Source organism: Pseudodesulfovibrio profundus, assembly GCF_900217235.1.
Taxonomy (GTDB): domain Bacteria; phylum Desulfobacterota; class Desulfovibrionia; order Desulfovibrionales; family Desulfovibrionaceae; genus Pseudodesulfovibrio; species Pseudodesulfovibrio profundus.
This window is the reverse complement of the sequence record NZ_LT907975.1, coordinates 3,052,410-3,066,294: the sequence shown is the minus strand read 5'-3', so window position 1 is coordinate 3,066,294 and position 13,885 is coordinate 3,052,410. Positions and strand designations below refer to the sequence as shown.

At 54.1% G+C, this 13,885-nt stretch carries 14 protein-coding genes; 7 read left to right on the top strand and 7 right to left on the bottom strand.

The annotated features are described in order from the left end of the window. The first annotated feature begins 149 nt into the window (after window positions 1–149). Entirely contained in the window at window positions 150–977 is an 828-nt protein-coding gene (gene lepB, locus DPRO_RS14475) for a signal peptidase I (RefSeq protein WP_157917494.1), read from the top strand. Here the strand turns inward: lepB and DPRO_RS14470 are convergent, their stop codons facing one another. The 6 genes from DPRO_RS14470 to DPRO_RS14445 form a co-directional block, all read right to left on the bottom strand. Further along, on the bottom strand, window positions 978–2,000 hold the full coding sequence (locus DPRO_RS14470; RefSeq protein ID WP_097012698.1) for a Ppx/GppA phosphatase family protein: 1,023 nt from the start codon (window positions 1,998–2,000) through the stop codon (window positions 978–980). 74 nt (window positions 2,001–2,074) lie between these two features. Continuing rightward, complete coding sequence (mltG, locus tag DPRO_RS14465) at window positions 2,075–3,139, bottom strand: endolytic transglycosylase MltG (RefSeq protein WP_097012697.1); 1,065 nt, start codon at window positions 3,137–3,139, stop codon at window positions 2,075–2,077. Further along, window positions 3,118–3,528, bottom strand: a complete 411-nt coding sequence (ruvX, locus tag DPRO_RS14460) for a Holliday junction resolvase RuvX (RefSeq protein WP_097012696.1) — start codon at window positions 3,526–3,528, stop codon at window positions 3,118–3,120. The genes mltG and ruvX overlap by 22 nt, the downstream gene beginning before the upstream one ends. 46 nt (window positions 3,529–3,574) lie before the next feature. After that, window positions 3,575–4,597, bottom strand: coding sequence for a glycosyltransferase family 2 protein (locus DPRO_RS14455; RefSeq protein ID WP_097012695.1), 1,023 nt, complete (start codon window positions 4,595–4,597; stop codon window positions 3,575–3,577). Then, window positions 4,597–5,520: an ATP-binding protein gene (locus DPRO_RS14450; protein WP_097012694.1), complete on the bottom strand. Its 924-nt coding sequence runs from the start codon at window positions 5,518–5,520 to the stop codon at window positions 4,597–4,599. The genes DPRO_RS14455 and DPRO_RS14450 overlap by 1 nt, the downstream gene beginning before the upstream one ends. Before the next feature lie 10 nt (window positions 5,521–5,530). After that, a complete protein-coding gene (locus tag DPRO_RS14445; protein ID WP_097012693.1) occupies window positions 5,531–5,728 on the bottom strand; it encodes a hypothetical protein in 198 nt (65 codons plus the stop codon). 220 nt (window positions 5,729–5,948) lie between these two features. Here DPRO_RS14445 and DPRO_RS14440 point away from each other — a divergent pair, with 220 nt between their 5' ends. From DPRO_RS14440 to DPRO_RS14415, 6 genes are all read left to right on the top strand, one after another. Beyond that, complete coding sequence (locus DPRO_RS14440; RefSeq protein ID WP_097012692.1) at window positions 5,949–6,320, top strand: response regulator; 372 nt, start codon at window positions 5,949–5,951, stop codon at window positions 6,318–6,320. A 163-nt stretch (window positions 6,321–6,483) separates the two neighbouring features. Continuing rightward, a complete protein-coding gene (locus tag DPRO_RS14435) occupies window positions 6,484–7,455 on the top strand; it encodes an HD-GYP domain-containing protein (RefSeq protein ID WP_097012691.1) in 972 nt (323 codons plus the stop codon). A 70-nt stretch (window positions 7,456–7,525) separates the two neighbouring features. Beyond that, window positions 7,526–8,191 carry a site-2 protease family protein gene (locus DPRO_RS14430; protein WP_097012690.1) on the top strand — a complete coding sequence of 222 codons (666 nt, stop codon included), beginning with the start codon at window positions 7,526–7,528 and terminating at the stop codon, window positions 8,189–8,191. A 12-nt stretch (window positions 8,192–8,203) separates the two neighbouring features. Beyond that, window positions 8,204–9,193 (top strand): tryptophan--tRNA ligase, encoded by a 990-nt coding sequence (trpS, locus tag DPRO_RS14425; RefSeq protein ID WP_097012689.1) that lies wholly within the window; start codon window positions 8,204–8,206, stop codon window positions 9,191–9,193. Between the two features lie 333 nt (window positions 9,194–9,526). Further along, complete coding sequence (locus DPRO_RS14420) at window positions 9,527–9,955, top strand: FKBP-type peptidyl-prolyl cis-trans isomerase (protein ID WP_097012688.1); 429 nt, start codon at window positions 9,527–9,529, stop codon at window positions 9,953–9,955. A 90-nt stretch (window positions 9,956–10,045) separates the two neighbouring features. After that, window positions 10,046–11,221 (top strand): pyridoxal phosphate-dependent aminotransferase, encoded by a 1,176-nt coding sequence (locus DPRO_RS14415; RefSeq protein WP_097012687.1) that lies wholly within the window; start codon window positions 10,046–10,048, stop codon window positions 11,219–11,221. A 376-nt stretch (window positions 11,222–11,597) separates the two neighbouring features. Here DPRO_RS14415 and DPRO_RS14410 read toward each other — a convergent pair whose 3' ends face one another. Continuing rightward, a complete protein-coding gene (locus DPRO_RS14410) occupies window positions 11,598–13,877 on the bottom strand; it encodes a cysteine synthase (RefSeq protein WP_097012686.1) in 2,280 nt (759 codons plus the stop codon). Window positions 13,878–13,885: the final 8 nt, after the last annotated feature.

The following is a 13,885-nucleotide window of genomic DNA, read 5'->3' as shown; positions in this document are numbered from 1 at the left end:
CTTCCATATTCCTTTTCTGTTTGAATTCTGGCATTCTGTCCCCATTGAACGACATACACGAATCGGGTTTTCCCGGTTGTTGATCACACTGCCATCATGTTGCCATGACTGGCGATTACAATGGAAACTTTGACCAACGCAGAATAATCATGGAAGACACCATCACCAAACCCCGCACCCCCTGGATCGCCGCCGCCATCAGCTTCCTCGCCACCGGACTGGGCCAACTTTACAACGGGCAATGGCAAAAAGCGCTGCTGTTTTTCGCTGCCGAATTGCTCGCGGGAGTCGGTATCCTGCTGAACATGGGGACCTTTCAGTCCATGCTGCTCGGCATCAGCGCATTGCTTATCATCAACATCGCATTTGCAGCCGAAGCGTACATCGCAGCCCGCAAGCTGTATGACTACACGCTCAAACCCGTAAACAAAATGTGGGTCTATGTGGTTTTTCTTGTGGTGACGGCGGCCATCAGCGGTTCGCTCGATTCCTTCCTTAAAGACAAATCCTACGAGACCTTCAAGATCCCCTCCTCGTCAATGCTCGACACATTGCGACCGGGCGACCACCTCATGGCCGAACGTCTGGCTATTGGAGAGCCGATCGAACGCGGGGACATTGTCATATTCACAACCCCCGACTCTGATAAGAACTTCATCAAGCGAGTGGTAGCGCTCCCGGGTGAGACCATCGAAATCGCCGACAAGACAGTGTTCATCAACGGAAGGGAACTGGAAGAACCGTATGCCCAGTTCACCAAGGATGACTATGAGGCCGACCGTGATACTTTGACATCACGCCAACTCGAAGACGATCAGTTTTTCCTGATGGGAGACAACCGCGACGAATCGTACGATTCTCGTTTTGTTGGAGCAATACCACGCAAAGCCATCATCGGCAGAGCGTTGTACATCTATTTCCCGGGAGGAAAAGAGGAACGGGGCTGGTTCAGCCGATTCGGCATTCCTGTCCAGTAATCACCATAGCTCAGGGGAAACGAGTACGCCCTGCGTCATGTTGACCTTGAGAGGGTATACTCTGGTGATGTCGAGCGCCTCCATGTAGCCCAACACCAAAATGAGATTGGTCAGTCGGCTCGGGGCAAAGGCGCTCTTGAAATCACTGTCGTCCTTTGCTGTCCACTGGGCAAGGGCTTCATGCACCTGCGAGCGCGTATAGTATGGAAGCCGTTGTCCCAACAATTCGGGGATGGCATAAAAATGCACGCCACCAATGCCGACAATGCGCTGTGTGCCGGACTGTATCCGGTTGACCAAATCTGATGGCATGTTCAGGTTTGCGTGCGTTTTGACAAACTGCAAGGCGCGCTGCGCTTCTTCTTCGCTTATGGGGTTGGGAGAGGAAAAACGGTTGGCATTTTTGCCCTGAATGATGCTGATGACGGCGTTTTTGAAGGGAACCGACGCCATTTGGTCGGAGAAGAACAACATACCGCCATCATCTCTGCGGGTGGTCATGGTTTGCAATCCGCCGCCGATATCCCAGACCAGCAGTTCGTCATCCCTGCTTTTGGTGGATTCGCGAACCGAGTGGTAACTGATCAGTGATGCCTGTTCCTTCGAGAGAATACGGCACTGGATACCCAGTTCTTCCTCAATGATGGCAAAGAATGCTCGCCCGTTCTTGGCTTCGCGGAATGCAGAACCGCCCACTGCAGAAAAATGCATGGCTCCAACCCCAAGCGCCGCCTTCTTCATGGCTTCCAGCGCGACCATGCCCTCTTCGAGGGTCTCCCTACTGTAGTTCCCATCGTAGGAACGGGCCATGTCTTCAGCGAAGTCGACCTTCCGGGCATCTTCGTAGACCACCTTGGTGATCTCACCCACCAGAACATCCACATCAGCCACTGTACATTTGATGACGGCTGAACCAATGTCAAAAGCAGCCCGCCGAACAATACGCCTTTGCTCGGCCAGTCCGGAACTGCTGACGATCAGAGCGCCCAGCAGGCACGTAAAGAAAACCACTCGATGAAACATCGACAACGCCTCCCCGCGTTTATAGCGGGGATTGTAGTAAAAATAACTGAAAGCCGCAATAAAGAGAAAATCTTTTACTGCTTGGTTGATCGATAGGTCTTTTTATTCCGTCGCAACTGGTATTTACGGACAGCTCGATTGTGTTCTTTCAGGGACTTGCTGAAGTAATGTGAGCCGTCGCCCTTGGCCACGAAGTACAGATACGAATGGGATTCCGGCTCAAGCACGGCCTTGATGGCATCCAGGCCGGGAGAGCAAATGGGACCGGGGGGCAGTCCTCGGCGCGTATACGTATTGTAGGGATTACTCTTGTCCTTGAGATGCACGCGACGCAGGTCTCCGTCGAACGCCTCGCCAAGGCCGTATATGATTGTGGGATCGGACTGGATGAGCATTCCCCGCTTCAAACGGTTCTGAAACACCCCGGCAATACGGGCGCGCTCGGTTACGTCCCCGGTTTCCTTCTCCACGATGGAGGCAAGGATGACCGTCTTGTGCAGCTCTTCCCACTCGGGAAGGCCGTCCGGCCACGCTTTGCGGGCATTGTTGAAAAATTCCTTGATCATGGTCTCGGCCATGTACACGGACTGATCGCCCTGCGGTGGGGTCAGAAGATATGTTTCGGGGAAAAGATACCCTTCTGCGGTGTCGGCCTGTATGCCATAGCGGTCGAGGAGTTCCCGGTCGGCAACGGCACTGGCAAAGCTTTCACGGCTGCCAATACCCGCTTCTTCGACCTTGATTCCCGTCTGCCACCATGTCAGCCCTTCACGGACCGACACCCGTTTCATGATACCGGCGGAGGTGGTCAGCTCATGCAGGATTTCCCCAGGCACCCAGCCGGTGTTGAGCTTGAATTTTCCAGCACGAATAGAAGAACTTTTGCCCTGTTCCATGGCCAGGCTACGGAACCGAAGCGTATCGGTTATCAAACCGGCTTCCTTGAGATTTCTGGCAATGGTGGTGAATATCTGTCCCGGTTCCACCCGAAAGATGACATCGCGCCCGGGGGTCTCGGGAGGCACGGTAAGGAATTGCTCCTGCTGCCACGCCTTGAAATAGAAATATCCGCCGCTTCCGAGGGCTGCCATGAGCAACAGAGAAGTAAATGCTATGATCAGTGTCCGCTTTCGAGCCATGAACGTAAAATAATGACGGCGGCCTGACTGTCCAGTGCCATCTTGCGTTTCCTGCCGCGCACGTCGGCAGCATTGAGTTCTTCTTCGGCCTGCGCGGAAGAGAGCCGTTCGTCCATGAGGAGAATCGGCTTGTCCGTACGCCGTTCCAGACTCTGGGCAAAGTTCCGAGCCTGTCGGGTCGTCAGCGTATCCTCACCATCAAGGGAAAGAGGCAACCCGACCACCACGGTTTCGATGGATTCCTTTACAATGATATCGAGGATTTCGTCAAAGAGAGCGTCACGCGTGGTCCGGACAATGGTTTTATAGGGAGAAACCAGCGTTCCGGTCGGATCGGACACAGCCAATCCCACACGCTTGAGGCCAAAATCTATTCCAAGGGCTCGCATACCAGGAGTGCTCCTCTAAATGGTACCGTGATCACCGTTAGCGCCATCAGGCGGCAGGGATATAATTGCTGCCAAGAACATACCCTCGTCCTTCCAGAAACTCCATAATATCATCGCGCGCTCCCCGGCTGCCCACATACGGAATACAGAAGCCATCGCCCGGAACCGGGATTTCATTCCTGTTGCGAACAGGTATGCCGTTGACCACGTTTCCGATCTTGCGGGGGTCGACATCATAGTAGGCAGCGAACTCCACGCCACACTCCAGCAGCAGGTCTGCCCGCTTGCGCGTGGTCCGTCCCGAGCCGAGGATGTGCACCTCGGGATGATGAGGATTATTGGCCGCCAACCAGCGTGCGAGATATTCGGTCTTGATGCGGTAAAAGGCGTCCACATCATAGCGCGGATGATTACGCGACAAGCGTGTGGGCGGATCGTTCCAGACCATCAGCTCGTCATCGACTTTCGCCATCCTGACTCCGGCTTCCAGCCAGCGAAGCAACAGTTCGTAATCTTCCGGGAAGTCGCCATCAATGTACGGGCCATGCTTCTCGATACACTCCCGTCGGTACATGATGGACGGATTGGGGACCGGAAACTCCACGAACCGGTTCAGGCTGATGGCCTCGTTGGTCAGCAGCGTATTGGTCCAGTCCACATAGTAGGCGTATCCGGCGCATTCCGAACGACACCCGCCGAAACGGACACGGCAACCGACCAGTCCGACATCAGGGTTCTCGTCGAGAAGTTGCGCCTGCGCACGCAAACGATGGGGCAGCATCTCGTCATCCGCATCCATCCGCGCAATGTAACGACCGACGGACGCTTCGATGGCGGCATTGGCTGCGGCAATGACACCGCCATGCTCTATGGAAAAGGTACGAATGCGGGAATCCCGGCGCGCATATTCGGCCAGGATTCCCGCAGTATCATCAGTTGAGCCGTCATCAACGGCCACCACCTCGAAGTCCACCCCCACCTGTGACAGCACACTGTCCAGCGCTCCGGCCACGGTATCCCCGCAATTGTAGCAAGGCATGGTCACGGATATGGAGGGACTGACCGGCATTACACCAGGCCTGCCTCGGTCTTTTTCTGGTGGACGGATTTCTTGATCCGGCAAATGGAGCAGACACCGACACTGGTCGGGGAGCCACACTCTTCGCACGGTTTCAAATCAGCGCCGATCTCCTTTTCCAGTTCGGCAAAGGCTGCCTTACCACGCTGAAGGAACCCGTTGTAGAACTGGAACTTCTGCCCGGGACTACGGTACTCCAGCTCTCCCCACAACTCCTTGTGGTTGGTGAAGCTGGCGCCGGTTGAATAGGGACACGGATCGGAATGAATCTCGATGCCCTTGAGGAATGCGTAGTTGGCGGTTTCGAACTCCGTCAGTCGGAACAGCGGCTTGACCTTGCGGACAAACCCCTCGGCTGCGGGCAGTACCGGACCCTGATCGGAAAGAAACGCCGTATCCCATCGCAATGTATTGGCGAACAGGCGGGCGACTTCATCATCAAGGTTGTGACCGGTGGCCAGCGCATCGTATCCGCCTTCACGGGCGATCCTATTGAAGTGATGGCGTTTCATCTTGCCGCAGACGGCACAGACCGGGCGATCAACGAATTCGTTCACATCGCTGATCGGCAGGCCCCACTTCTCCATCTCGAACACTTCGAGATTCAGTTCATTTTTTTCGCAGAAATCTTCGACCTTTTTCCGCGCCTTCCAGGAGGAATCGGGAATACCAAGGTCAATATGCAGGCCGGTGACATCGTATCCCTGCAACTTCAGCTCAAGCATGAGGCCAAGGGAATCCTTGCCGCCGGAAAGGGCAACCAGAATACGCTCGTCATGGGTGAACATCTTTTCGCGGCGGATGGCTGTTGCCACCTGCTTGGAAAAAAAGAGCGGGAAACATTCGGGGCAGAAGCCGGCGTTATGGCTCGGCAATGCCACACAGGCCAGTTTTTTACAGCGGGAGCACTTCATTGATTCCTCCCTATCCAGCTGATGTGACTTTTCGAACCATCAATGTATCGCCCATGTGCAGCTTGCGATCCGCCGTGAGCAGTTCGCCATCGCGAACAACAATTGCCATGGTCGAACGGAGTTTCAGCCTGTTCAGGACTGCAAGCACGGTCTTGGTGTTGCCGAGCTCGACTACTTTTCCGTCCGGTTCCAGATGGACTGTTACCATATCGTTATCTCCTTTCCGTCAACCATATTGACTGTCAACGGGCTGAGGGACACTACGCAGTAACCTTGGTGAGTTCAAGCATTGAAAAGTGCACGAAACCGAATATACTGGCACCTTTCCGGGTTGAGGTTAGAATCTTTCAAAATAAAAAGAACCATATTGACCCAAAAGTGTTCTATCGATTAGGATAGGTCACAGGTTGTATTCCAAGGAGGATTTCATGAACCAACCGAAGATTCTCGTTGTCGACGACGAAAAACACATCCGCATGCTCTACAGGGAAGAACTTGAGGCGGAAGGATATACCGTTGCAACTTCCGACGGTGAAGAAGAAATTCTTGACGTTATCGAAAGGGAAAAACCGATAATTGTCATTCTGGACATCAAGCTGGGCGTAAATCGATCTGGCCTTGACCTGCTGCAGGAGATCAGAGCCAAAGACCAGCAGATTCCAGTCATCCTTTCCACCGCCTACGACTCGTTCCAGCACGATCTCAAATCCATTGCCGCCGACTATTACGTCGTAAAATCCGTAGACCTGACGGAACTGAAAGACAAAGTCAGAATGGCCCTCAATAAGGCTGGCGTTTAGGCAACCCCTAACGACACCCCTTTTACCGGCGTTTCTCTTCACCGAGAAGCGCCGTTTTTGTTCCGACTCGGTTTGACACGGTCAAGTTAGCAAAGTACATGCAGATTGCACGACTCGGTAGCGCATATCGCGTTGTACCACCCGTTCGAATCAGGAGACCTTGATGTCGCAATTAGCAAATAATAACCAATACTTTGCCATATCGCCCCTTATTATCCGCCCAAACTCATGTGCTGAGTTCGGCGTATATTTGCGACATGAAAACTACTACGTGCTGTTCAATGCCGGAGGCCGGACATTCACCCAGGACAAACGGCAGGAACTGGTCAATAACAATGTCCTGCAGGTCTATATCGCCAACAGGGATCGGGACCTGTACCGGCACTATCTACTGGAAAACATCTCCGGCGTTCTGGATGATGAAAGCATCCCAGTAGCGGAACGTGCGCAGGCCTGGACCAATTCGGCCACCGTGCTCGGCAAGGAACTGTTTGAGGACAACCTGCCCGGACCAGCGTTTGAAAAGCGGTACCTACGGTTTGAAAAACTCATTGAGTCCACGGCCACATTCCTGCAGTCGCCCAAGTCGCTCAAGCATCTTTCAAGCCTCATCAACAAGGGGTATGAAACTTACCACCACGGCATCAGCACCATGGTTTATGCCGTCACTCTGATGCAGGAATTCGAGTATGACGAGTACAAAACCCTGACCTGTGGAATGGGGGCGCTCATTCACGATATCGGCAAGACAGCACTCCCTGCCGAAATTATCAATCAGGACCCGGACAAGCTGGAGCCGGACGAACAGGACATCCTCGCCCTGCACCCCATGGTCGGAGCGCGGACGTGTGCGACCTTCAATCTGCCGACCATCGCGACCAACTGTATCCTGTTTCACCATGAACGGGCCGACGGCAAAGGGTATCCGACCAAAGCGGTCAGCTCCGATCTGCCCATGCACACCAAGATCGTCGCCCTGGCCAATACGTACGACAACCTGACGCGTAACCAGCCATATAGAAAAGCCTTGAAACCATTTCAGGCACTCAAGGCCATCATGGAAGACGACGGGGCCACGGACAAAATTTTGCTCAAGAAATTCATTGAGTTGCTCTCACGAGCAAAGATCACCTAACCCCGGTTTATCCGCGTCAGTCACCGACATTCCGCTTGCCCAGCGGCACGGTACGTGGTAGCCGCTTCAAATGTTCGATTTCTTTTCACCCGAAGCGCTGCAGCGGTATGCCATACTGGCTCCCGGCCTGCTCATCGCTCTGGTCTGTCACGAGGTAGCCCACGGCTATGTGGCCTATCTGCTCGGTGACCCTACGGCTAAATCACAAGGACGCCTGACGCTCAACCCGATCAAGCATCTTGACCCACTGGGAACGCTCGCCTTTTTCCTCGTTCATTTCGGATGGGCAAAACCGGTCCCCATCAATCCGAATTTCTTCAAGAATCCACGCAAAGGCATGTTACTGACGGCCATTGCTGGTCCCGGCGTCAACTTTCTGCTTGCCGCCATATTCGCCCTGGTCATCCACATTCTGACATTCACACATTTTGAACAATCCCAGTTTACGGATACGGTCATCGTACCCCTGTATCTGATTTCGCAGGCAGGCGTTTTCGTGAACCTTATTCTGGGCGTGTTCAACCTGCTGCCCATTCCGCCACTGGACGGCAGCAACGTATTGGCGTACTTTCTCCCGCCTAACTTGGCATACAAGTACATGAGCCTGAACCGATACGGATTCATTATCCTCATCGGTATCATCATGGTCGGGCAGTTTTCCGGCTACTCCCTGGTCGGCGCGGTCATATTCCCGCTGGTCCGCGGAGCCGCGAGCCTGCTCGGCGTAACCATTTAACCCACATATATCATGAGCGAAAACAAACGCATCCTCTCCGGCATGAGGCCCACCGGCCCCCTCCACCTCGGTCACTACTTCGGCGTTATCGCCAACTGGCTCAAACTCCAGGAAGAGTACGACTGTTATTTTTTCGTGGCCGATTGGCACGCCATGACCAGCGAATACGCGAACCCCACCAAGATCAAGGAATTCGTTCCCGGTCTGGTTAAGGACTGGGTCGCAGCCGGTCTCGATCCCGAGAAGTGCGTGATCTTCCAGCAGTCCATGGTCAAGGAACACGCTGAACTGTATCTCTATTTCTCCATGATTACCCCGCTGGGTTGGCTGGAACGCAACCCGACCTACAAGGAAATCAAGGGCGAGTTGACGCAGAAGGATCTGAACACCCATGGTTTCCTCGGATACCCGGTTCTTCAGGCAGCCGACATCCTGCTGTACAAGCCTGCAGCCGTTCCCGTTGGCAAGGACCAACTGCCGCACCTGGAATTGAACCGCGAGATCGCTCGCCGCTTCAACCACCTCAACGGCACGGAGCTGTTCCCGGAACCGGCTGATATGCTCACCGAAGAAGCCAAACTGCCCGGACTCGATGGACGCAAGATGTCCAAATCCTATGGCAACTCCATCATGCTTTCCGAACCCATGGATGAGATCGTTCCCAAGGTTCGCGGCATGAAGACCGATGAGAACCGCCTCCGCAAGTCCGATCCGGGCGATCCCGATATCTGCAACCTTTACCCGTACCACAAGCTGATGACCGATCCGGCCAAGCTGCCCGAGATTCAGGAAGGCTGCCGCAACGCAAGCTGGGGTTGTGTGGACTGTAAGAAGGTGCTGCTCGAATCCCTGGAACGTTTCCTCACCCCGCTGCACGAGCGCCGCGCCGCCTGCACGGACGAGCGCGTTCAGGAAATCCTTGAGGCAGGTAACGCAAAGGCACGCACTTTTGCCGAGCAGACCATGGCCGAAGTTCGAAAAGTCACCGGATTCGACTTTTAATGAAATAACAATGACCGGATGGCCGCTTGCACGGCTGTCCGGTCAATGATGTATTCCCCGTCCCTTCTTTTTGGGCAGGCAATACATCTTTTTATTTCAACCATTGTCAGTAAGACTGATTATGGTTACATAAAATTAAATAGAAACGCCCTCGCGCCGAGACATGTTGTCCGAGCGCCGCCTTCCTTCCCCCCGTTCGATGGCCAGACCGTTGATACGTCAAGCAAGGGAGAAAGGATGGGGGTCTGGGGTAAGGGGAGAGGGAACCTCTTTGTACAGGGAGGTTCCCTCTCCCCTTACCCCAGCCGCCGGAGGCCAAAACAAGGAGTCATTATGACTGCGCAAAAAGGTAGCACGGTTAAGGTTCACTACACAGGAACTCTGAAAGACGACGGCAGCCAGTTCGATTCGAGCGAAGGCCGCGACCCGTTGGAGTTCAAGCTCGGCGAAGGCATGGTCATCGCCGGTTTTGAAAAAGCTGTCATCGGTAAATCCGCTGGCGACTCCGCCACCGTGGAAGTACCGCCCGAAGAAGGGTACGGCGAGCCCAACGATCAGTTGGTATTCCAGGTTCGTAAAGAACAGATTCCGCCGAATGTTGAACTGGAAAAAGACATCATGCTTGAAATCCGCACCGAAGACGGTCAGCCCGCTTACGTGCGTGTCACAGATTTCGACGAAGAGATGGTCACCCTCGACGGCAACCATCCCCTCGCTGGCAAAACGCTGGTGTTTGATATCAACGTTGTCGAAGTTGCTTAAATAATTGCATGTTGATTAAATAAACGCCCCGCCCTTTGCTGTTTCGCTCGGGGCGGGGCGTTTTATATTGAGAGATGAGAGAGTTGAGAGATGAGTATTTCCAAACGCTGTTGTGACATCACCCCGTTTCTGGTCATGGAAGTTCTTGAAGCCGCACAGGAAATGGAACGTAACGGTGAATCCATCATCCATATGGAGGTGGGCGAGCCGGACTTCGATACCCCGGACTGCATCAAGCGGGCATCCTGCAAGGCGCTGGACAACGGGCACACCCACTATACCCACTCGCTGGGCATCATTGAATTGCGCGAAGCCATCGCAGAGGATTACCGGAAGAACTACGGAGTATCTGTTCAACCGGGGAACATTGCAGTCACGCAGGGAACAAGCCCGGCAATGCTCGCCCTTTTCTCGGCAATTCTTGAGGAAGGCGACAAGGTCATCACGTCCGATCCCTGCTATGCCTGCTACGACAACTTCATCACCTTTGCCGGTGCCGAGTCGCTGAAAATCCCGGTCAGTGAAGAGGATTCCTTTCAGTTTCGTGTCTCTGCCATCCGCGAAGCCATTGCTGCCAATGACAATGTCAAAGCCATTCTGATCAACTCCCCGGCCAACCCGACAGGCACCCTGCTCTCCGAAGAACGCATGAAAGCCATTGCCAAACTGGCGGAAGAGTTCAATCTGTGGATCATTTCCGACGAAATATACAATGGCCTTGTATACGAAGGAGAGGCACATTCCATCCTCGAATACACGGATCGCGCCTTTGTTTTGAACGGATTTTCCAAGCTCTATGCCATGACCGGCTGGCGTCTGGGCTATCTCATTGCACCACAGGACTTCATCCGCACGCTTCAGACTGTCTGTCAGAACTTCTTCATTTCCGCGAACAGCATGGCCCAATGGGGCGGCGTGGCGGCACTGAAGGAAGCGGACCTCGACGTTGCGCACATGAAAAAGACCTACAACGAGCGGCGCATTTACATACTCGACCGCCTCAAAAAGATGGGATTTGACATCAAAAACGATCCGACTGGCGCATTTTACGTGCTGGTTAACATGCGCCATTTGGCCGAAAAATTCGACGGCTCCTCCCTCAAATTGGCCTATGACATTCTTGAAAAAGCCAAGATCGGCGTCACTCCCGGTATCGACTTCGGGCCCGGCGCAGAAGGATTCATCCGTTTTTCCTACGCCACGGCAATGGATGACATCAAAGAGGGCATGGATAGACTGGAGAAATATCTGGAGCTTTACGCGTAACACCCTGACCAGATTAAAACAGCATTTACAGCAAGATACACCCCTTTCACGCCCTGAAATCCAATCAGGGTGTGAAAGGGGTTTCCATTGTGCTACCGCTCAAAACTGTTAATTCTTCTTCGCAAAAATCCTGATAATCACCGCTATCCTGCAACTTAAAAACCAATAACTGCTTACAAAACCACGCTCCCCATAGCTTCAGCCTACCTCATTCAGCAGTTTTTCATCATCCAATATCCCCGCATATCATCTTGATGGCTTCCACGTTTTTCCCCAAAAAAAAGAGACTCTCAAACAGTTTTGAGAGTCTCAAGTTTTCATCAACCAGGGATATGTACGCTACAATCTGTAGATCGCCACAGCTTTTCAGCACTCACTATGCACGAAATACACGCGGAACATTGGCAGTATCTTCAAGACGAAATCCGGCGTTCATGATCTGATCGCGCAGTGAATCCGATGCTTCAAAGTCCTTGCTCTCACGCGCTTTTTGTCGATCTGCGAGCATCCCCTGCACCTCTGCGGGGAGATCGGAAAGCGGAATAGGCATCTGTGCGTGATCAAGAATACCAAGAATTCCATCCACGACCCGCAATTCTTCAAGGCAACTTTTTGCAGCCGCCCCGGTAAGTATCCCCTTCGCGGCCCAACCGTTGACCTCTTTCACGAACTTGAAAAGCACAGGCCAGAAGTGATGCAGGGCCGCATCGTCTTCCATTGCCGTCTTGAAACCGGCCTTGAGATTGAACACTGCCTGCTCTACTTCCGAGGATATGACATCCCCATGATTGTCGCTGGCCAATGTGAGCACTGCGGCACATTCCTGAATCTTGCGCCAGTTACGCGCCCACATTTTCAGGTTGTCCTGGGATGCACACAGCGGTTTGCGGCTTGCGGCCGAGAGCAGCCAGAAACGAGCCGCGCGGAATCCGCCCAGTGTTTCAGCTACGGAGATCAGGTCACCATCGGCACCGTCCGTTGCCTGCTGGCAGACCATCCATGCCTGCAACTCACGCCCTGCCGTGGACCAGATAGCCCGCAGGTTTTCAAGATGCGGAAAGCGATGCTTCTCGCTACCGATCATGATGTCGGTCCGCTTCTGCGTGGTGAGAGCCGTTGCCGCGTGCTGCAGGAACCAGCTTGGGCGCACATTGCCCCACTCGGTTTCCAGCACTTCCCCGCGTTTGAGATCAAGAAGCGTAGCCCGTTTCAACAAGGTAAAATCAAGGGGGTTGTCCTTTACATAGCTTCCGAGATCGACGGTTCGTCCACCGGACACCTTATCCATATCCACGGTTCCGATCTCGCCGTAGCGCTTGTCACGGAAGACGTCAAAATATACGGACCGCAGCTTTTCGTACGCCAACCCCTTACCGAGAAGCTTGCGGCACAGCTCAAGAGACATCTCGTCAGAGGCAGAGGACAGCGGAAAAGACACGCTGCTATCCACGCCCATATCTTCAGCCCGACGCAAAATGGCCTCGCGGCGATCGGCCGCAAAGGATTCACGGGAAATCCCGGCCTCACGGGCCGCGGTAAGCGTCCGGTCATCCATATCGGTAAGCCCCACGGCAAGCGAGGTATTCACGCCGCGTGATGCCAGATGACGCGCCATGACATCCTGCAGAACAACACGTCGCCACGCATCGAGCCCGTCCGGATTATCCAGTGACGGCCCCATGGTGTAGAGCCCAAGTCCTGCATTGGTATCGAGATGTTTCTGTTTGCCCGACGCCATATCGAAAACAGAGACGCCACTCCCGCTCTGCTGTTTGTACAGGTGGGTGGAAAGATACCGCTCCCCTGAATCGGGGAAAATGGTGACGATCAGGCCGGACTCCACCCGCTCCGCCATCTGGATGGCTCCGGCCATGGCAGCACCGGAACTCATGCCCACGAAAATCCCTTCTTCACGGGCAAGACGACGACACATATCAAAGGCAACGTCATCCTCAACGTGCAGGATTTCATCAAGGTTGTTCTTGTCGTAAATTCCGGGGGGATAGGACTCCAACATGTTTTTGAGGCCCTGAATCTTGTGCCCTGCGTACGGCTCCACCGCCGCCACATGCACGCCACCTTCCTCATGCAACCGCTTGGCAATGCCCATGGCCGTGCCGGACGTACCGAGCGTCATGACACAATGGGTCACTTCGCCGTTGGTCTGCTCCCAAATCTCGCGGCCAGTGCCGTTGTAATGCGCATCAATGGATGCCGGATTGTTGAACTGATCCATCAGCACGTAAGTTTCCGGCTCTTCACGGGCATAGCGGTACGCCTGCTCGATGGCCCCGTCCGTGGAAAGATGGCCCGGTGTCAGCTCCAGTTCGGCACCATAAGCGGCCATGATCATCTTGCGCTCTTCGCTCGCGGTCTCCGGCATGAGCAGCTTGATGCGGTATCCCTTGATAGCCGCAACCATGGCCAGCCCAACCCCGGTATTGCCCGAGGTGGCTTCAATAATGATCTTGTCTTTTGTCAACTCGCCCGAAGCCTCGGCAGCTTCGATCATGGCTGCGGCTACCCGGTCCTTGATGGATCCGCCGGGATTCTGCGCCTCGATTTTCGCCAAAATCTTGACGTGCGGATTGGGATTAAGATGGCGGATTTCCACCAGCGGGGTCTCGCCGATGAGCGCCAAAAGGTCTATATTCATGGTACTCC